Below are 19,135 nucleotides of genomic sequence, written 5' to 3' on the forward strand. Positions count from 1 at the left end.
CCCGGGCATGCCATGGGCAGTCTCCGGGCATGCTACGGGCAGTCGAGCTGCCGGGGAAGACGAAGAAGCGCCCTGCATGATGCAGGACGCTTCGTTTCGTCTGAGGTGTCTCGGTCGAGCCTGTGTCAGTTCGTCCGAGTCGCGCTCATTGTCATGGGGCTGGTCTCAGCGACGCAGGCCCAGGCGCTTGATGAGCGAGCGGTAGCGCTCGATCTCGACGCGCTGCAAGTACTTGAGCATCCGGCGGCGCTGGCCGACGAGGAGCAGCAGGCCACGACGCGAGTGGTGGTCGTGCTTGTGATCCTTGAAGTGTTCGGTGAGCTCGGTGATCCGGCGGGTCAGCAGCGCAACCTGAACCTCGGGAGAACCGGTGTCGCCCTCGTGAGTTGCATATTCCTTGATGACTTCTTGCTTTTCAGCAGTACTGAGAGCCATGGACTTCTCCTTTTGATCGTTGCGCGGCGCCGAAACCTGTCAGTCTCAGCACTATCGAACCGCGGCCGGTGAAAACGGCAAGGTTCAGTTTATCAGGTGTGGAGCACCTCGCGCACATCGGCAATGTCCTCGTGCATCTTCACGACAAGCTCGTCCATGCCGGTGAACGTCACCTGTCCACGTATGCGTGAGACGAACTCGAGAGACATATGCCTGCTGTAGACGTCGAATTCGCCGAATTCCTTGTCGAGGACATGCGCCTCGACCCGACGAACACTGCCTTCGAAGGTGGGGTTGGTCCCGATGGAGATGGCCGCGGGGTACGGCTGTGCCTCATCCGAGAAGGTCGCCCACCCGGCATAGACACCATCGGCGGGAATGAGGCCCTCGGCATCCTCAGACAGGTTCGCCGTGGGGAATCCGAGATCGCGGCCTCGAGCATCGCCGTGGACGACGGTTCCCTCGACCCGGTGGTAGCGACCCAGCTGATCGGCAGCCTCGGCGACATCTCCGGCAACGATCTGCTCACGGATACGCGAGGAGGAGTACCGTCCCCCGCGTCCGACCTCTTCGATCGTCTCCGTCCGGAATCCATATTTCTCGCCGAGGTGGCGCAGGGTTTCGATGGTGCCTTCGTTGTCCTTGCCGAAGCGCACATCATCGCCGACGACGACGATCTCGCAGGCCAGTGCCTCAACGAAGTAGGTGCGCACGAACTCCTCGGCGCTCTGGGCCGCGAAGTCGAGGTCGTAGTGCTGGACGAACAGCGCATCGATGCCGGTGTCCGCGATGAAGTCGGCCTTCTGCTCGGTGCTCGTGATCATCAGCGTCGGCTCATCAGGGCGGTGGACCGTGCGCGGGTGCGGGTCGAAGGTCATGGCCACGGAGCGCAGAGATCGCTCCCTGGCCAGTGCCGCTACGGCTTGGAGAACGGTCTGGTGACCGCGGTGGACCCCATCGAAGTTGCCCAGGGTCACGACGGTGCCGACATCGTCGGTCCCGACCTCATTCAGTCCGTGATAAAGCTCCACTCGACGTTTGCTCCTTCCGTGCACCGACTCAGGTTATCGCAGAGATGTTCTCACGTGCTAACCCACGCACGCCTCAGGAGATGACGGCCCAGCCGATCACGCCGACCAGGGATGCGATCGCGGTGGAGAGGAACGTTCCGATGATGAATCGCTCGCCAGCGGCCGCCGAGGATTTGATCTCCGCGAAGCGCCCGAGCCCTTTGACTGCGACGACGACGGCCATGAGTTCGGGCCTGCCCAGCACGATGGCTCCGGCGATGAGTGCGCGCTCGACGATGCCGATCCACATTCCGCCGCGCAGGACTTCGATGTCCTCGCTGCCGGTACGCTTCGGCTTCGAGCCGGGCCCGTCGTGGGTCATCCGCAGGAACAGCGGAACGAGCAGATAGCCAACCGCTGCGGACACGATCGCAGCCACAACAGCGATGAGTACGTCAATCCACATGGTCACCTGCCTGTGAGTCGCTGTCCCCGGTCTGGTCTACATGGGCCAGGTCTCCTACATGGGCCAGGTGGAAGGTCGAGAGTGCGCAGGCACCCTTTATGAGTTCCACACCGCCCGGGGAGAGCACCCTGGACACAGCCTGTTGGGAGACGTCGAAGTGTTCAGCGATGTCGTGCTGAGTGGATTCGGGATGGTCTAGCCTGCGGTCGATGTAGCGCCGAGACTGGGACCGGATGTTCTCGAACGTCCAGACCACCAGGCGCAGAGCGCTCTCAGCCAGGCTCGAGTGCGCTGTCTCCGGGTCGACGACAAGATGAGCGGGTGCTCCTTTTGCGGCCTCGACCGCGCGCCTGGCCGCATAGAAGGCCTCCCCCCTGCCCTCGGCGGTGGACGCCGGCAATGGGGTGTCGACCGGGCCGATGCCGATTCCGATATGCCACCCGGTTCGTGCGGCCAGCAGACGGACGGCCAGAGTCACCTGTTCGGGTGAGTCGAGAACTCCCTGCACCTCATCGCCGATCGTGCGCTCGAAGCCCCGCTGGGTCTCAACGCGGGCCAGAATGTCGAGCAGCCCGGGCACCTCATCGGTGCGCTCACGAGATTTTCGCTGGTCGATGGTCATGACGTACATGACTCAAGTACACCAAAGTCCACCACGATAGACAACCGTTCCAGTTGTATCGAACGAATACAAGCGATTACGTTGTGTTGCCCGTAGTGACGTTGTGTTGCCCGTGATGTCGTTGCGCTCTCAGGCGAGGTCGATGGCGAAGGCCGTCTGAGATTTCAGCACTCCCCCGGCTCGCACCTCGGCGATAGAGACGAGCTCCTCGCCGACGATCACGGCCACATCATTGCCCTGATCCGGGCTCCGATCGGTGCCGATCGTCTTGCCCTGCATCAGGGCCTTGGCCTCCACGGAATCGACGTGCACGGTCGGAAGCAGGGTCCGGGCCACCTCGGCGAGAGAGGTCAGCGCGGGTGCTTCGATGTCGAGATCATCGGGGATCATGACCGCTTCGTCGAGGCTGAAGGCGCCCACTCGAGTGCGCCGCAGAGCGGTGAGATGACCATAGACGCCGAGGCTGCCGCCGAGGTCTCGCGCCAGTGCACGAACATAGGTCCCCGACGAGCAGTCGACTTCGACGTCGACATCGATGTGGCCCTGCGCAACGGAGTACCGGGTGGCGAGGATGGTGAAGTCTGAGATCTCGACTCGGCGCGCCTTGAGCACAACGTCTTCACCGGCACGGACGCGGGCGTAGGAGCGTTGGCCGTTGACCTTGATCGCGGAGACCGCGCTGGGAACCTGGTCGATGGAGCCTCGCAAGGCTGAGACGCCGTGTGCGATCCCATCATCGGTGACCGCCGACAGTGCCGCAGGCTCGGCGAAGAGGTCTGGCTCCGAGTCCGCGTCATCGGTCGGCGTGGCCGAGCCGAGACGGATCGTGGCCAGATAGGTCTTGGACACACCGGTGATGTAGCCCAGGAGTTTGGTCCCGCGGCCCAGCCCGAGAACGAGCACGCCCGTGGCCATGGGGTCGAGGGTTCCGGCATGCCCGACCTTGCGGGTGCCGTACCAGCGCCGAATCCGAGAGACGACGCCGTGGGAAGTCAGGCCTTGGGGCTTGTCACAGACAATGACACCCTGTGGGGAAGTATCGCTCACGTCTCAGGTTCGATCAGTTGAACGAGGCGTGCACGTGGTCCATGTGGTTGTCCGTGGGTGAACCGCGGTCTTCCATGCTGCTCCACCCGCTGCCTGGCTGCCAGATCCGCTGCTTCCAGATGACGTACTTGACGTCGAGTGCTCCGGAGTTCTGGATCAGGTACTCGGCGATACGGTCGGCCGTGGACCCGTCGATCATGATGTCGACGGCTCCGCCTGTGTAGTGGTCCGAGGTGCCGGAGCCCGGCCGAACGCCACCGTAGGTCTTGACTTCGGGGAACTTCGCACACACGGCGCGGTAGCCGTTGACGGTGTTGGGCTGCAGTCCGGATTCGATCGAGGACGAGACCGAGCACGGTTCGTTCGAGATGCCCTCTGGAGTGTCTCCACCCTCAGACGACTTCTCATCCGAATCGGTGGACTTATCCTCGGATGACTTCGCACCGCCGGACTCCGCCTGCGCCTTCTCCGTCGTCGGGGACGGCTTGGGCTTGGGAGTCTTGACGTCGAGTGTTGTCTTCGAGGTCTTGTTCTTGTACTTGGGATCGTCCTTGACGTCCTTGAGGTATTCTTCGCCGGCCTTCTCGCGCTGGGCGTCGATCTCGTCCTGACTGACGGCCGAGGGACTCGACTTCGCCTGCTGCGCAGAGGTGTCAGCGGCCTCTGTCGTGACATTGCCGGCCTCGGGCGGGCTCATGACGACGGTGGAGCCGACGACAGCAGCGGTGGCAGCAGCCGGAACCGCGATCGCGGCAACGACGGGACGCTGCCTGACAGTTGACAGAACAGAGGTGGCGGTCGACGGTGCGTCCGAGGAGTGCCGACCGGCAGAGCGCTTGCTGGCCTTGCCTGCCTTGCCGGCGGGAGTCAGATCCCGGACCAGCTGCTTAGCGAAGCCAGGCTTTGGCGAAGAGTGCTTACCCAATTCAGAAGTCCCTTAACAGAGTCGTAATCATTTCGTTACCAGAAAAAGTCTAAACCAGAAGTGAAAGATTACAAAACTGTTACGTGAAGTTTTTCCGCGAGAGTGACAGAGATCGCGGTTGGACGCACGAGGCCCGCCGCGCTCACCTGAGAGGACACAGCCGGAGCACTGTCGCATCGGTGGTCCGTTATGGCGCTGTGACCAGTCAGCCTTCTTCGTCGGTCTTCTTGTAGGGGTCTTCGTCTCCCGCGGGCTTCGCGTCCTTGGCCAGTCCGGCCACCCGAGCGTCATCGGCTGCGGCCTTGGCGAGGAGACCGTCCAGGTGAGCGGCGGCCTCCGGCACGGCGTCGGCAATGAATTCGAGGCTGGGAGTCAGTCGGATCGTCAGGCCCTTGCCGACCTCTGACCGGATGAAGCCCTTCGCGGACTCCAGTGCTTTGCCTGTGGCTTCGAGGTCCTGCCCGTCGCCGAAGACAGTGTAGAAGATCGAGGCGTGCTGCAGATCTCCGGTTACACGCACATCGGTGACCGTGACGAAACCGAGACGGGGATCCTTGAGTCTGCGTTCGATCGTGCTGGCGACGATGACCTTGATCTGGTCGGCGATCTTACGCGCCCGAGTTGCATCTGCCATGGTGTCTTCCTTCTTCATCTGAACTGTGTCTGGGGGTGGTGCTGTATCTGAGCTTATGAGTGGTGCTGTGTCACTGGGTGTGGCTGTCTATCGGCGCCGACGAACGAACTCCCCCGGCACATTCTCTCATTGCCGGGAACCTCATCGCCGGGAACTGTGATGCTGTCGACTGCGATGACGTCGACTGTGGTGGTGCGGGTCTGCGAACCGCCCCGACAATCGCAGACCGGGTCCTGCCCGGGCGGTGTGCGGGCGAGTGGACTCTTGCCACCCGCTCGCACACAACCCGTTCAGAACCCGGTGTGGACTGCGATGTGCTGATCAGTCGCGCGGCTTCTCACGCATCTCGACGGTCTCGATGATGTCACCGACACGCAGATCGTTGAAGCTGCCCAGGCCGATACCGCACTCGTATCCTTCGCGGACCTCGGTGGCATCGTCCTTGAAGCGGCGCAGGGACTCGATCTTGACCTTGTCCCCGATGACCACTCCATCACGGGTGACGCGAGCGGTCGCGTTCCTGGTGATGTGACCATCGCGAACGATGGAGCCGGCAATGTTGCCGAACTTGGAGGAGCGGAAGACTTCGCGGATCTCCGCGGTGCCTGTCTGGACCTCTTCGTATTCCGGCTTGAGCATGCCCTTGAGCGAGCTCTCGATGTCGTCGATCGCCTGGTAGATGACCGAGTAGTAACGGACATCGACACCTTCGCGCTCGGCCAGGTCGCGTGCCTTCGCTTCCGGACGGACGTTGAAGCCCAGGACGATCGCGTTGTCGACCGTGGCCAGGTTGATGTCGTTCTCCGTGATCGCACCCACACCGCGGTGGATGATGCGCAGGTCGACGTCGTCGCCCACATCGATCTTGAGCAGCGAATCCTCCAGCGCTTCGACAGCACCCGAGACGTCGCCCTTGAGGATGAGGTTGAGCATGTCGACCTTGCCCTCGGCGAGTGCCTTGGTGAAGTCCTCGAGGCTGATGCGCTTGCGACCGCGAGCCTGAGCCGCGTTGCGCTCGATGGCGTCACGCTTCTCAGCGATCTGACGTGCTGTGCGGTCATCCTCTGTGGAGATGAACGTATCACCGGCACGCGGCACGGACGACAGACCCAGCACCTGCACGGGACGGGATGGACCCGCCTCCTCGACGAGGTTGCCGTTCTCATCGAACATCGCACGGACACGGCCGTAGGCAGTGCCACACACGATGGCATCGCCCTGACGCAGGGTGCCGGAATCGACGAGCACGGTTGCAACCGCGCCGCGCCCCTTGTCGAGCTTGGCTTCGATCGCGATGCCGCGAGCCGACTTGTCCGGGTTGGCCCTCAGGTCCAGTGCGGCGTCGGTGGTCAGCAGCACGGATTCGAGCAGCTGGTCGATGCCTTCGCGCTTGAGCGCAGAGATCGGCACGAACATGGTCTCGCCGCCGTACTCCTCGGCCACCAGGTTGTACTCGGTCAGCTGCTGCATGACCTTCGAAGGGTTGGCACCCTCCTTATCGATCTTGTTGACCGCGACCACGATCGGAATGTTCGCTGCCTGAGCGTGGTTGAGCGCTTCCACGGTCTGCGGCATCACACCGTCGTCGGCTGCGACCACGAGGATCGCGAGGTCCGTCGACTTCGCACCACGGGCACGCATGGCGGTGAACGCCTCGTGACCCGGAGTATCGAGGAAGGTGATCTTGCGATCGGCGCCTTCGTGCTCGACCTCGGCCTGGTAGGCACCGATGTGCTGGGTGATTCCGCCGGCTTCGCGGGCAGCAACGTTCGCTGAGCGAATGGCGTCGAGAAGCTTGGTCTTACCGTGGTCGACGTGACCCATGACGGTGACGACCGGTGGACGTGCTGCGAGATCCTCGTCGTCCTCGTCCGCGGCTTCCGCGTCAAGGTCGATGTCGAAGGTCTCGAGCAGCTCACGGTCTTCGTCCTCGGGTGAGACGATCTCGATCTTGTAGCCGAGCTCCTCGCCGAGAACCTCGAAGGTGCCCTCGTCGAGAGACTGGGTGATGGTCGCCATCTCGCCGAGGTGGAAGAGCACCGTGACGAGGTTTGTCGGATCGGTGTTGATCTTCTCAGCGAAGTCGGCCAACGAGGATCCGCGGCGCAGGCGCAGCGGAGTCGTGCCGTCGCCGCGTGGAACAGAGACGCCACCGACGGACGGTGTCTGCATCTGTTCGAACTCGGCGCGCTTGGCCCGCTTCGACTTGCGCCCCTTCTGACGGGGACCGCCGCCACGGCCGAATGCACCCTGTGTGCTGCCGCGACCGCGACCTGAACCACGACCACCTGGACCGCCGCCGGGTCCGCGACGACCTGCAGGTGCGCCGCCCGGGGCTGCACCTGGTGCACCGGGTGCGCCACCGCCGGCGGGCGCGTTGCCGCGTCCTCCGCCGCGTCCGCGACCTGGGGCCGGCTTGTTGAGAGCCGAGTTCTTCATCATCGATGGGTTGGGGCGAGGTGCGCCCGGGCGTGGTGCCGGACGTGGGCCTGCTGCGCCTTCCTCACCGGATGCGCGAGGTGGCTTCTGACCTGGCTTCGGCATTCCCTGCGAGTTGGCGAACGGGTTGTTGCCCGGACGTGCTCCTGGACCGCCTTGACCGCCCTGGCCACCTTGGCCGCCGGGGCGATTGCCGGACTTCGGTCCGCCGCGGCCTGCCGGTTTGGGCATGCCCTGGGCTGGAGCGAAGGGGTTGTTGCCGGGACGAGCCGGCGAACGGCCGCCTGGCTTCGGGGCAGAGCCCGGCTTGGGAGCCGAGCCTGGTTTGGGAGCGGCACCCGGCTTCGGAGCAGCGCCTGGCTTCGGTGCGTTCGCACGCGGTGCAGGCTTGGCCTGCTCGGACGCTTCGGCTGCTGCCGGAGCAGCTGCCGCGGTGTCATCAGCCTTGGTCTCTGCAGCCGGCTTCGACTCAGCAGCAGGTGCTGCCGCAGGCTTCGCTCCCGGCTTCGCGCCGGTCGACTTGGCCGCGGGCTTTGCCGCTGCAGGTGAGGTTTCGGCTGCTTCGCTTGATGTCGAGGCTGCCTTGGCGCCGGGCTTAGCACCTGGCTTGGCAGCAGTCTTCGCACCGGGCTTGGGAGCACCGGGCTTCGCTGCGGGCTTTGCACCCGGCTTGGCTGCCGACTTCGTCTCGGCGGGGGCGCTGGAGGCCTTGTCTCCGCTGGACTTTGCCGGAGCGGAATCGGCGAATGCCTCCTTCACCTTCCGCACGACGGGTGCTTCGAGGGTCGAGGAAGCGGAGCGAACGAATTCGCCCAGGTCCTGGAGTTTCTCGAGGACGATTTTACTTGTAGTGCCGAGCTCTTTCGCGAGCTCATGGACACGGGGCTTTGCCACAGTTCTCCTGTCCGGGTTCTTTCCCGGTCAGGAAAGAACCTCATCAATGAAGAGCAGTTCTCATTTCACTGCTCTCTCGAATTCCGATAGCGGTGTCATCGCACGACACTCACAACTTGTCATCCATTCGGGCTACCCGCTCTTCTTGGGTTCGTTATCCATCCTCGGCAGGTCCGAGGCGGTGACCTTCGTTCGAAAGGCTCGAGCGAAGGATGCGGCCGTCAATGCCTTCTTCAGGCATGTGGCGTCCGGGTGCACCCAGGCTCCTCGTCCCGGCAGTATCGCTGACACGTCATGGACGATGGCCGGATGCTGATCAGGTCGAATCACGAATCGTGTGAGTTCGTCCCGGTCGGCCTTTTGCCTGCAGGCGATGCACGTTCTTCGAGGTGCCGCGCCTACAATCACAGTACATAATTCTACAGCACTTCCGTCCCCACCCGTGCCACGCCCCGAGTGGTTCAGGTCACGCCCGATGCCTATTCGCCTGGGATTATGTCGATCTTCCAGCCGGTGAGCTTGGCAGCCAGACGGGCGTTCTGCCCCTCTTTGCCGATAGCCAGCGAGAGCTGGTCCCGGGGCACGATGGCACGAGATTCCTGCAGGTCCGCATCGAGGATGTCGACCTTGCTTGCCTTGGCCGGTGAGAGCGCGTGGCCGATGAATTTGGCCGGATCGTCGCTGTAGTCGACGATGTCGATCTTCTCCTGGCCCAGTTCGTTCATCACGGCCCGCACGCGGGATCCGAGTTCGCCGATGCATGAACCCTTCGCGTTGACTCCGGGCTTCGTGGCGCGCACGGCCAGTTTGGTTCGGTGGCCGGCCTCACGTGCCAGGGAGACGATCTCGACGGTGCCGTCGGCGATCTCGGGCGCTTCGTGCGCGAACAGCCGACGTACGAGGTTCGGGTGAGTGCGCGAGACGGTGACCGATGTTCCCTTCGGTCCCTTGTGCACGTCGGCGATGTAGACACGCAGGCGAGTTCCGTGCCGGTAGGACTCACCGGGAACCTGCTCATGCGGTGGCAGGACTGCCTCGACATCACCGAGGTCGACCTGAACCATCTGCGGATCCCTGCCCTGCTGAATGGTGCCGGAGACGATCTCACCCTCGCGGCCCTTGAAGTTTCCGAGCACCGATTCGTCTTCGACGTCGCGCAGGCGCTGGTGGATGACCTGGCGTGCCGTCTGCGCAGCGATGCGCCCGAAGCCGGTGGGAGTATCGTCGAACTCGCCGATCGGATTGTCATCGTTGTCGAACTCGACGGCGAGGATGCGAACCTCGCCCGTGCTCTTATCCAGTTCGGCGCGGGAATCTGGCCACGCGCCCTCGGTCTTCTGATAGGCAAGGAAGAGCGCTTGTTCGATGAGTTCGATCAGAGTATCGAGCGGAATCTCCCGCTCTCGCTCGATAATGCGCAGAACACTGAGGTCGATATCCATGGCCTATATCCTCTCCGGCTCCCTCGAGCATTGAATTGTCGGTCTTCATTTATGCAGGCGTGACATTCTATCTCAGATTACGCTCACCGAAATTTGAGTTCGACCTGCGCCTTGACGATGTCGCCGAGCTTGACCGTGCGCTTCTCACGACTGGCGGGATCGATGCCCGAGATTGAGTGATCGCCCACATCGTCGAGATCGAGCTTGAAGGTGTCCTTCTTCGTGCTGATTTCGAGTCGACGGCCGAGCACGCGCTTGAAGTGTCGAGGCGCCTCCAGCTTCCGCGTCGCACCCGGGCTGGTGACCTCAAGCTGATAGGGCTTGTCACGGAAGACCTCGACCTCGTCGAGGGTGTCACCGACGAGACGGCTCGATTCGGCGATCTTGTCCATCGACATCGGTTCCGTGCTGGACTCGTCGAGGTCGACGACGACCGTCAGTGCCCGTCGCTGGCCCGCTGCCACTGCCTTCACCGATTCCAGGTAGAACCCAGAGGTCTGCAGCGGCTCTCGCAGAAGTTTCTCTATCTGCGCCACGTCCTCGTCCATGTGTCCTCCAGTCCTCGTCCCGCTGACGAAGGTGTGCCCCGCGCGGTGACGTCGATTCTGCCCTGCTGATTGCCTTAGCCCCACCCTAAGCGACTCCCCCGGGTTGGGTTAAGCATCCGCTAGGATTGGCCTATGCGTTTTCCCGTCAGCCGCCGTGCTCTTCTCCTCTACGGTGTGAGCGGGGCGAGTCTGAGCCTGCTGTCGGGATGCGGTGTGAGACTCGATGCTTCCCCGGACGTGCCGACCCTCGATGAGACGAACCAGCTGCGCAACCGCATCGCCAGAATCCTCGCCGCCACAACTCCGGGAGACAAGGACCCGGAGACCGCCGGTGAGGCCTTGCAGAAATTCCGGGACGCCATCGGCCCCGTCTGGTCCCCTCCCTCGGAGATGGCCACCGAGCCCCCACCGACCGAGGAGCCGCGCGCCTACATCGCCGCCGCCGAGGTGGTCACCACTGCCGTATTCACCGACCTGCCGACCTTGGGCTCAGGCCTCATTCCCGTCCTGGTCGACGTGGCGACCGGCCTTGCCCTGACCGCCGGGACGAAGGACGCCGAAATCATCCGCAGCTCAGATGCCCTGGTCCGAGAATCACGCAGTTCCAGTCCCGCAGATTCCTCGGCAGAGCCGGGAACGGCAGAGGCCACCGAATCCCCCGACGAGCAGGGACCGACGGCTGATGATTCCACTGCTCCCCCGATGTGGAATGCGATCCTCAGCCAAGCCAGAGCTGCCTCCTACGGGTATGAGCGACTGGCCGTGAACTTCGATTCCAAGTCGACCGAACGTAAACGTGCCGTGGCCCGCCTGGAGTCGCTGGGTTCCTTGGCCGGCGAAATGCTTGAGCGCCTCGGTGAGAACAACGCGGATCCGGGCGCTCCGTCATGGAAGCTCGACCCCACCCCCACAGACCCGGAGACTGCCAAAGAGCTGGCGCTGGCGCTTGAGGACGGAATCGCTGCAGCCCTCCTGCCGTGGCTGCAGACCGACACGCGAGCGGCTCTGCGCCTCTGGGAATCCGCCCGCACGCGCACGGTGTTCGCCAGTCCACAGGTGCTTCGGTACACCTATTCCGGGGACTCCGGAGAGGCGGGGGCACAGAAGTGAAGGTCCCACCAGTCCTGTTCAACGCCACTCGAGACATCATCGGCGAGTTCCGCACCACCTCCTGGGTCGCGGCCCTGGACTTCATGGCCAGTGAGCTCGCCGACCGGTGGCAGCTGACCTTCGACGATGTCCCGGGCTCGCCCTGGGCCGGCTGCGAGAGTCTCGTGATCCCAGTCCTCACCCAGGAGCACTACCAGGGTGTGCTGCGGTTCGCGGCCCCCACCTCGGCGCATACGGCCGCACATGCACAGGCCCTGCGGGCGCTGAAGATGTGGAACGGGCACGGTGCCGTCCGGGTGATCCGGGACGATCACAGCTTCCGGGTGACGTTGCAGGAGCGGCTGCGCACGAAGGACAATCTCTCCGTGCTGCCTTTGGCTGATGTGCCTCCGGTATGGGGTGCTCTGCAGCGATCGCTGGAGATTCCAGCGGATTCGGATTTCCTGCGGGTCCAGGATGTGGCTGCGGGATGGCTGAACACCTTCGACGCCGACGCCGGGCTGCTCAGTGGCTGGTCCGAGGCTGGTCCCGGTGATTCTTTGCTGCTCTCGTTCGCCCGCAATTGGATGCACACCCTGGCTGCGTCTGAGGAGAACTGGCTCATCCACGCCGATCTGCACTACTACAACATCCTCGCCGGCAATCCCGATGCCGCCGGGATCTCCACGTGGAAGGCCATCGACCCGCAGCCGCTGTCGGGACCGACCGCCTACACCTTGGCACCGGTGCTGTGGAACCGTCTCGTCGAGATCCCGTCCCAGCATCCCCAGGCCCAGGCCGCATGGCTGCGCGGCTTCGCCACCGACCTCGCCCTGTGCGCGGGCATGGACCCGCAGTACGGGATGGGTGCCGCAGTCGCCCGGGAGATCACCAACATGTTCTGGTACTTGAAGTCGGCCCGCAGCGGTTCGAACGCGGCCCTGGCCGACGCCGCCCGCTCGCTGTGGGTCGCCCGTGCCCTGTCGGGTGCCGATGTCGCCGGCGTCAACGCCCACGCGCTCAAACCCATCGGCTGAACGCCTCGCCGCCGTCAGCTAGCAGTACGGGCAGCAGGGATGGCAGAGGCTAGTGGACGAGGCCGGAGATCACGTCGTAGCCGAGTTTGATGATCATCGCCGAGACCACGACGACGAAGACGACTCGAACGAAACCGGACCCCTTCTTCAAGGCCGTCCGGGCACCGAAGATTCCACCGGCGACATTGCCCACTGCCACAACGAGGCCCAGCGCCCACACGACCTGCCCATCGGGGATGAAGAAGACGAGGGCTCCGAAGTTCGTCGCCCAGTTGATGACCTTCGCCGTGGCCGAGGCTTGGAGGAATGAGAATCCGATGACCGTGACGAACGCGATGACGAGGAAGGAACCGGTGCCGGGTCCGAGCACTCCGTCATAGATGCCGACGACGAGGCCGATCAGCCATGACAGACCATGGTGACGTTTCGAGGATTCCCCGAATCGCAGGCTCGCATCGGCGCCGAGGCTGGGGTTGAGGACCGTGAAGAGTCCGACCCCGATGAGCGCGGCCAGAATGATCGGGGTGAAGAGTTCACCGGGAACCAGGGTCGCGAGTTTGGCACCGAAGACGGCACCGAGGAACGCCGTTGCCGCAGCAGGGATCGTCGCCGAACGGTCGGGCGTGATCTTGCGCAGATAGGTCACCGCCGAGGCGGTCGTGCCCGCAATCGAGCCCACCTTGTTCGTGGCCACGGCCTGGACCGGCGTCATGCCCGGAACCAGGAGCAGAGCCGGGAGCTGGATCAGACCACCGCCGCCGACGACGGCGTCGATCCACCCGGCCAGCACGCCCGCGGCCAACAGCCACAGAAGCATGCCGAGGGTGACATCGATGCCTGCGGTGAGAGCCTCCATCACCTACGTCGGTTCACCGAGCAGGTGTTTCGGCAATCGCTGCGTCCGCCGCAGCATCGGCGGTGGCGTAGGCGGCACGGATCGTGGCCACGGTGCCAGCGACCACCTCGGCGACGGGCACTTCCTGCTTCTCATCGGCGAGACGGTTGCGGACTTCGACGACTCCATCGGCCAGGCCGCGACCGACGACGATCACGGTCGGGATGCCGATGAGTTCGGCATCGGCGAACTTGAAGCCGGGTGAGACCTTGAGACGATCGTCGAGGAGGACGCTGACGCCTTCGGACTCGAGCTCGGCTGTCAGCTTCTCCGCCGCCTCGGCGATCTCCTCGCCCTTGCCGGCGGCGATGATGTGCACGTCGGCCGGGGCCAGGTGCTGGGGCCAGAGGAGGCCGCCCTCGCTGTGGTATTCCTCCGCGATGCAGGCCATGACGCGGGTGACGCCGAGGCCGTAGGAGCCCATGGTCACGGTCGTGGCCTTGCCGTTCTGGTCAAGGACCTTGAGATCGAGGGCCTCGGCGTACTTGCGGCCGAGTTTGAAGATCTGACCGATCTCGACACCGCGGGCAAGCTCCAGCGGACCGGAACCGTCGGGTGCGGGGTCACCGAGGACCACCTCGGCGGCTTCGATGGTGCCGTCAGCGGTGAAGTCACGACCGGCGACGAGGTCGAAGACGTGGCGGCCGGGCTCGTTGGCGCCGGTGATCCAGCGGGTGCCGTCGACGACGCGAGGGTCGAGGAGGTAGCGGATCTTCGAGGTGCCTTCGAGGCCGAGGATCTGATTGTCGAGGTCGTTGCCCGGTCCGATGTAGCCCTTGACGAGCTCCGGGTGGGCGGCGAGGTCCTCGCTGGTGGCGGCCTCGAGATCGACCTCGCCGTTGCCGAGCATTCCGGTGCCGGCGGCGCGGTCGAGGTCGACCTCACGGTCGCCGGGCAGGCCGATGACGATGATCTCGCGGGTGCCGTCGGGGTGGGTGACGGCGCAGACGACGTTCTTGAGCGTGTCCGCTGCGGTCCAAGCGCGGTCTTCGCGGGGGTGGTTCGCGTTGGCGGCGTCGACGAGGGTCTCGATCGTGGGCGTGTCGGGGGTGTCCTCGACGTGGGCCGCTGGTGAATTCTCGAATGGGATTGTCTCGGGCACGATCGAGGTCACTGCCTCGACGTTGGCGGCGTATCCGCCGGGTGAGCGCACGAAAGTGTCTTCGCCGACCTCGGAGGGGTAGATGAACTCCTCGGTGCCGGAGCCGCCCATGGCGCCCGGGGTGGCCTTGACCGGCAGGCAGGGCACGCCAAGGCGGGCGAAGGCGCGCAGGTAGGCCACGCGCATCGCTTCGTAGGAGGCGTCGAGTCCGGCGTCGTCGATGTCGAAGGAGTAGGCGTCCTTCATGATGAATTCGCGTCCGCGCAGCAGGCCGGCGCGGGGGCGAGCCTCGTCACGGTACTTGGTCTGGACCTGGTAGATGGACAGCGGCAGGTCCTTATAGGAGGAGTACAGGTCCTTGACCAGGAGGGTGAAGACCTCTTCGTGGGTCGGGGCCAGGATGTAGTCGTTGTCCTTGCGGTCCTTGAGGTGGAAGAGGTCAGGACCGAAGGCTTCCCAGCGTCCGGACTTCCGGTACGGGTCGGCGGGCAGCAGACCGGGGAAGTGGACTTCCTGTGACCCAGCTCGGGCCATCTCCTCGCGCACGATGGCTTCGATCTTGCCCAGGACCTGAAGTCCCAGAGGCAGCCATGTGTAGATCCCCGGTGCCGATCGGCGGATGTATCCCGCACGGTGCAGAAGCTTGTGGCTGGCGACCTCGGCACCGACCGGGTCTTCCTTCTGGGTTCGCACAAACAGGGACGACATGCGCAGGGCCATGGGTGATACTCCTCAACTTGTCAAGACTCAGATCGAACACTATCGCACGCGAGTATCTGCACGGCAATTGTGAGACCAAACCGTTCTGCGGCTCACACGGACACGGCCAGTGAGGGGTGGTGGAGGTTCTGTCTGTGAGCGCGGATTCGTCAGGTGGTGGAAGCGAATTAGACTGGTGGGCACAGACGTCCACCAGGGCCTGAGCGAATCGGGCCCGATCGCTGACCGACCGAATTTCTGACCGATACGAAGAGCATGCCTGATTTCACTCAACTGACGCAGTTCCCGCGGCCCTCGGTCGCGGTCGACACCGCGGTCCTCTGCCCCGTTCCCCGACGTGGCCTGCACGTGCTCCTCACCCATTCCGGCGACGGCGCCTGGCAGCTGCCGGGATCGATTCTGCGACCCCAGGAACGCCTCGCCGAGGCGGTCGCGCGGTGCCTGCGCGAGAAGGCGAGGCTTGTCGATCGTGCCCCGGTTCAGCTCCATGTCTTCGACCAGCCCGATCGTGATGATCGTGGCTGGGTGATCTCGGTGGCCCACCTCGATGTGCTCTCGACGAGGGATGTGGGCTTCGGCGATGCCAGCACACCCGAGACCGAACCGGATCCGCAGGATGCCCGGCGGCGAAAACTGGCGCCCGTGCATTCGGTGCGTGAGCTCAGCGCCGAGCATCAGGAGATCGTGCGGGTTGCGGTGCACCGCCTGCATGCCCTGCATGAGCGCACCCCCGATCCGTTCGGCCTGCTACCGGAGGAGTTCTCGCTGCGGCAGCTGCGTGAGCTGCATGAGATCGTCTCGGGAGAGAACCTGCAGGCGGATACCTTTCGCCGCACCATGCTGCCCCTTCTCGCGCCCACCGGGCATGCGGTGTCCCAAGGTCGCGGCCGCCCTGCCCAGACATTCACCCGCCGCAGCGAGATCGCTCTGCGCAGCGATGTCGACACCGTGGCCCCGGCTGCAGGCGGCGCGGCGCCGAGTGCAGGCTCGGACGAGGCTTCACGCTGACGATCATGGAGGCTGACTATGGAGATTGACCGCTCCCCCGGCAAACACGTGCGCGTGGATGTCTGGCTGTGGACGACCCGGATGTTCAAGACCCGGAACCTGGCGACCCAGGCCTGTCGGGGCGGACACGTCCAGGTCGAGGGCCAGCGGGTCAAGGCGGCGCAGAAGGTCTCCATCGGCCAGGAGGTCCGCGTGCGCAAGGCAGGCACCGAGTTCATCTGGAAGATCACCGGGTTCATTCCCACTCGTCCCCAGGCTTCGATCGCCGTGCAGTGCTACGAGGATCTCACCCCACCGCCCGATCCTGCTCTGCGCGGATTCGTCCCCCGCAGAGACAAGGGCATGGGCCGGCCGACGAAGAAGGACCGGCGGGAGATGGAGAAATTCCTGGGAGACATGGCCAAGCCCCAGAATCGCGATCGCCGAGACCACTGACTAAGCCAGTCGAGTGTTCGAGCTCTTGCGGTCGACTTGCGGCTGACTGCTGGCCGTCGAAAGCACAGCCAACGCTCGAAAGCAGACTCCCTGAGTTCTCCTCCCGGCGCTGACCTCGGCTCTCGACGATGAGCTCGGTTCTCGACGAGAAGGTTGGAGCGCGAGCGTGACACGAGTCGAGCGGGTCGCTGCCAGATTGCTCCCGACGACGATGCCGCTTCGCGGTCAGTACATAACGGTGGCGAAGGTGCCGACCTGTTCGAAGCCGACTCGCGTGTACATGCGCAGAGCCACCTCGTTGTAGTCGTTGGCGTAGAGGCTGACCGTGGTGTGCCCGGCCGCCCGAGTCTGTGCCACAACGGCAGCCATTCCGGCAGCCCCCAGACCTTGTTGGCGCACATCAGGATGGACCCAGACGCCCTGCACCTGAACGATGCGCGGTGCCCGAATTCCGATGTCGGCCTTGAACAGCACCTGCTCGGACTGCTCTGTCGCCGGCCAACGGCCCACCATCCCGCCTTGCGGCAGAGTGTCAGAGATCCGGGCGAAGCAGTTCTTGCCCCGGATGATGTTGCGGACACGGGCCAGGTAGCTCGACTGGCCGCCTTCGATCGGTGAGAAACCCACCTCGTTGGTGAACATATCGACGCTGGCGGCGAACACCGCAGGCAGCTGCTCCACCGTGACCAGATGCACCGCCTCGTCAGGGTCGACCAAGGGGTCGGAACTGATCGCCAGCAGCGGCTGCCGGTCACGGACACCGCGGGCACGGCCCCAGTTCAGGCGGTTGTGCAGATCGAGGATGATCTCCCGGGAACCGATGAGGGAGCAGGAGTAGCGCCCATCGGCGTTGAGCTTCTCTGCAAGAGCCTGATTCGTTGCCGGGGTCGCAGCGACGGGAATGATATTGCCGCCCACCCAGTAGGCGGCAACCGGGCGGTCACCGTCGAAGACACCCAGCACGGTACCGGCCGGGGAGTTCATCTGAGCTGTGCCGGTGATTTCGATCAGCGCGATGAGGTAGACGTTCTCGCACGGGTTGCGTGCCAGCAGGCTCTTCAGCCACCCGGTGTGCTGATGTCCCAGCCGAGCGACTCTCAGCACCAGAGAGCCTCCTTGTTCTGATCCTCACACACCGGGGAGCTTTTCGAGATGGGTCGGGTTTCAGCCGACGACGACGTCAGGCGATCCGGACGGGGCGTCGGACTCGGCTGCGATGCGGTTGGCCTCTTCGATGAGAGTCTCGACGATCATGGCCTCGGGCACGGTCTTGATGACCTCGCCCTTGACGAAGATCTGGCCCTTGCCGTTGCCGCTGGCCACACCGAGGTCGGCCTCACGGGCTTCACCGGGACCGTTGACGACGCAGCCCATGACGGCGACGCGCAGAGGAACCTCCATGCCTTCGAGACCAGCCGTGACCTTGTCCGCAAGGGTGTAGACGTCGACCTGGGCGCGTCCGCAGGACGGGCAGGAGACGATCTCGAGCTTGCGTGGCTTGAGGTTGAGGCTCTCAAGAATCTGGTTGCCGACCTTGATCTCTTCGACTGGGGGTGCCGAGAGGGACACACGAATAGTGTCACCGATGCCCTGCGACAGCAGCGAACCGAAGGCGGTGGCGGACTTGATCGTGCCCTGGAAGGCAGGCCCAGCCTCGGTGACACCCAGGTGCAGAGGCCAGTCACCGCGTTCGGCGAGCAGCTCGTAGGCGCGGACCATGACCACGGGGTCGTTGTGCTTGACGGAGATCTTGAAGTCGTGGAAATCGTGTTCTTCGAACAGTGAAGCCTCCCACACAGCGGACTCGACGAGCGCTTCTGGGGTGGCCTTGCCGTACTTCTCCATGATGCGCTTGTCCAGGGATCCGGCGTTGACACCGATCCTGATCGAGGTCCCGGCGTCATTTGCCGCCTTCGCGATCTGCTTGACCTGATCGTCGAATTTGCGAATGTTGCCGGGGTTGACGCGAACCGCGCCGCAGCCGGCGTCGATCGCGGCGTAGACGTACTTCGGCTGGAAGTGGATGTCGGCGATGACCGGGATCTGCGACTTCTGTGCGATCACCGGCAGTGCTGCAGCATCATCGGGCGAAGGGCAGGCCACTCGCACGATGTCACAGCCTGCGGCGGTGAGTTCGGCGATCTGCTGCAGAGTCCCGTTGATGTCAGTGGTCTGTGTCGTCGTCATCGATTGGACGCTGACAGGGAAATCGGAACCGACGCCGACCTTTCCGACCTGGATCTGTCGCGTTTTGCGTCGCGGCGAGAGCACAGGAGGTGGTGGGGCAGGCATTCCGAGGTTGACCGATGTCACGAAGACATTCCCTTCATTGACGACTGGGGACCAGACTGATCGTTCGAGTCATTCATATTGTAGGACTTCAAACC

At 64.1% G+C, this 19,135-nt stretch carries 19 protein-coding genes; 4 read left to right on the forward strand and 15 right to left on the reverse strand.

Annotation, left to right across the window (positions count from 1 at the left end):
- Nucleotides 1–165: 165 nt before the first annotated feature.
- The 11 genes from rpsO to rimP form a co-directional block, all read right to left on the reverse strand.
- Nucleotides 166–435, reverse strand: coding sequence for a 30S ribosomal protein S15 (rpsO, locus tag PGC08_RS12860; RefSeq protein WP_009882989.1), 270 nt, complete (start codon nucleotides 433–435; stop codon nucleotides 166–168).
- A 92-nt stretch (nucleotides 436–527) separates the two neighbouring features.
- Nucleotides 528–1,466, reverse strand: a complete 939-nt coding sequence (locus PGC08_RS12865; RefSeq protein WP_271708565.1) for a bifunctional riboflavin kinase/FAD synthetase — start codon at nucleotides 1,464–1,466, stop codon at nucleotides 528–530.
- Nucleotides 1,467–1,539: 73 nt separating this feature from the next.
- The gene (locus tag PGC08_RS12870) at nucleotides 1,540–1,911 is read right to left on the reverse strand and encodes a hypothetical protein (protein ID WP_009882991.1); all 372 of its coding nucleotides are present in this window, start codon (nucleotides 1,909–1,911) and stop codon (nucleotides 1,540–1,542) included.
- Complete coding sequence (locus tag PGC08_RS12875; RefSeq protein WP_009882992.1) at nucleotides 1,901–2,542, reverse strand: hypothetical protein; 642 nt, start codon at nucleotides 2,540–2,542, stop codon at nucleotides 1,901–1,903. The genes PGC08_RS12870 and PGC08_RS12875 overlap by 11 nt, the downstream gene beginning before the upstream one ends.
- A 120-nt stretch (nucleotides 2,543–2,662) precedes the next feature.
- Entirely contained in the window at nucleotides 2,663–3,580 is a 918-nt protein-coding gene (gene truB / locus PGC08_RS12880) for a tRNA pseudouridine(55) synthase TruB (RefSeq protein ID WP_009882993.1), read from the reverse strand.
- A 13-nt stretch (nucleotides 3,581–3,593) separates the two neighbouring features.
- Complete coding sequence (locus PGC08_RS12885) at nucleotides 3,594–4,505, reverse strand: hypothetical protein (protein WP_009882994.1); 912 nt, start codon at nucleotides 4,503–4,505, stop codon at nucleotides 3,594–3,596.
- 205 nt (nucleotides 4,506–4,710) lie between these two features.
- Nucleotides 4,711–5,139, reverse strand: coding sequence for a 30S ribosome-binding factor RbfA (gene rbfA / locus PGC08_RS12890; RefSeq protein ID WP_009882995.1), 429 nt, complete (start codon nucleotides 5,137–5,139; stop codon nucleotides 4,711–4,713).
- A gap of 321 nt (nucleotides 5,140–5,460) precedes the next feature.
- On the reverse strand, nucleotides 5,461–8,472 hold the full coding sequence (gene infB, locus PGC08_RS12895) for a translation initiation factor IF-2 (protein ID WP_271708566.1): 3,012 nt from the start codon (nucleotides 8,470–8,472) through the stop codon (nucleotides 5,461–5,463).
- 132 nt (nucleotides 8,473–8,604) lie between these two features.
- The gene (locus PGC08_RS12900; RefSeq protein ID WP_193078309.1) at nucleotides 8,605–8,880 is read right to left on the reverse strand and encodes a YlxR family protein; all 276 of its coding nucleotides are present in this window, start codon (nucleotides 8,878–8,880) and stop codon (nucleotides 8,605–8,607) included.
- 71 nt (nucleotides 8,881–8,951) lie between these two features.
- Nucleotides 8,952–9,914, reverse strand: a complete 963-nt coding sequence (gene nusA, locus PGC08_RS12905; protein WP_271708567.1) for a transcription termination factor NusA — start codon at nucleotides 9,912–9,914, stop codon at nucleotides 8,952–8,954.
- A gap of 83 nt (nucleotides 9,915–9,997) precedes the next feature.
- Nucleotides 9,998–10,462 (reverse strand): ribosome maturation factor RimP, encoded by a 465-nt coding sequence (gene rimP, locus PGC08_RS12910; protein ID WP_271708568.1) that lies wholly within the window; start codon nucleotides 10,460–10,462, stop codon nucleotides 9,998–10,000.
- Between the two features lie 132 nt (nucleotides 10,463–10,594).
- Between rimP and PGC08_RS12915 the strand changes: the two genes are divergently transcribed.
- Both PGC08_RS12915 and PGC08_RS12920 read left to right on the forward strand, forming a co-directional pair.
- Complete coding sequence (locus PGC08_RS12915) at nucleotides 10,595–11,572, forward strand: hypothetical protein (RefSeq protein ID WP_271708569.1); 978 nt, start codon at nucleotides 10,595–10,597, stop codon at nucleotides 11,570–11,572.
- Nucleotides 11,569–12,588 (forward strand): aminoglycoside phosphotransferase family protein, encoded by a 1,020-nt coding sequence (locus PGC08_RS12920; RefSeq protein ID WP_009883001.1) that lies wholly within the window; start codon nucleotides 11,569–11,571, stop codon nucleotides 12,586–12,588. Before PGC08_RS12915 ends, PGC08_RS12920 begins: the two co-directional genes overlap by 4 nt.
- A gap of 49 nt (nucleotides 12,589–12,637) precedes the next feature.
- Here PGC08_RS12920 and PGC08_RS12925 read toward each other — a convergent pair whose 3' ends face one another.
- Nucleotides 12,638–13,444, reverse strand: coding sequence for a TSUP family transporter (locus tag PGC08_RS12925; protein WP_009883002.1), 807 nt, complete (start codon nucleotides 13,442–13,444; stop codon nucleotides 12,638–12,640).
- A 13-nt stretch (nucleotides 13,445–13,457) separates the two neighbouring features.
- Nucleotides 13,458–15,305, reverse strand: coding sequence for a proline--tRNA ligase (locus tag PGC08_RS12930; RefSeq protein ID WP_096145839.1), 1,848 nt, complete (start codon nucleotides 15,303–15,305; stop codon nucleotides 13,458–13,460).
- A 255-nt stretch (nucleotides 15,306–15,560) separates the two neighbouring features.
- On the opposite strand from PGC08_RS12930, the gene PGC08_RS12935 reads away from it, so the two are divergent.
- Both PGC08_RS12935 and PGC08_RS12940 read left to right on the forward strand, forming a co-directional pair.
- Complete coding sequence (locus PGC08_RS12935; RefSeq protein ID WP_271708570.1) at nucleotides 15,561–16,313, forward strand: NUDIX hydrolase; 753 nt, start codon at nucleotides 15,561–15,563, stop codon at nucleotides 16,311–16,313.
- Nucleotides 16,314–16,331: 18 nt separating this feature from the next.
- Nucleotides 16,332–16,748 (forward strand): RNA-binding S4 domain-containing protein, encoded by a 417-nt coding sequence (locus tag PGC08_RS12940; RefSeq protein ID WP_069600448.1) that lies wholly within the window; start codon nucleotides 16,332–16,334, stop codon nucleotides 16,746–16,748.
- Nucleotides 16,749–16,973: 225 nt separating this feature from the next.
- Here the strand turns inward: PGC08_RS12940 and PGC08_RS12945 are convergent, their stop codons facing one another.
- Complete coding sequence (locus PGC08_RS12945; RefSeq protein WP_096145841.1) at nucleotides 16,974–17,852, reverse strand: GNAT family N-acetyltransferase; 879 nt, start codon at nucleotides 17,850–17,852, stop codon at nucleotides 16,974–16,976.
- Nucleotides 17,853–17,912: 60 nt separating this feature from the next.
- Nucleotides 17,913–19,061: a flavodoxin-dependent (E)-4-hydroxy-3-methylbut-2-enyl-diphosphate synthase gene (ispG, locus tag PGC08_RS12950; RefSeq protein WP_009883009.1), complete on the reverse strand. Its 1,149-nt coding sequence runs from the start codon at nucleotides 19,059–19,061 to the stop codon at nucleotides 17,913–17,915.
- Nucleotides 19,062–19,135: the final 74 nt, after the last annotated feature.

The sequence above is a fragment of the Brevibacterium sp. BDJS002 genome (assembly GCF_028201555.1).
GTDB lineage: Bacteria > Actinomycetota > Actinomycetes > Actinomycetales > Brevibacteriaceae > Brevibacterium > Brevibacterium aurantiacum.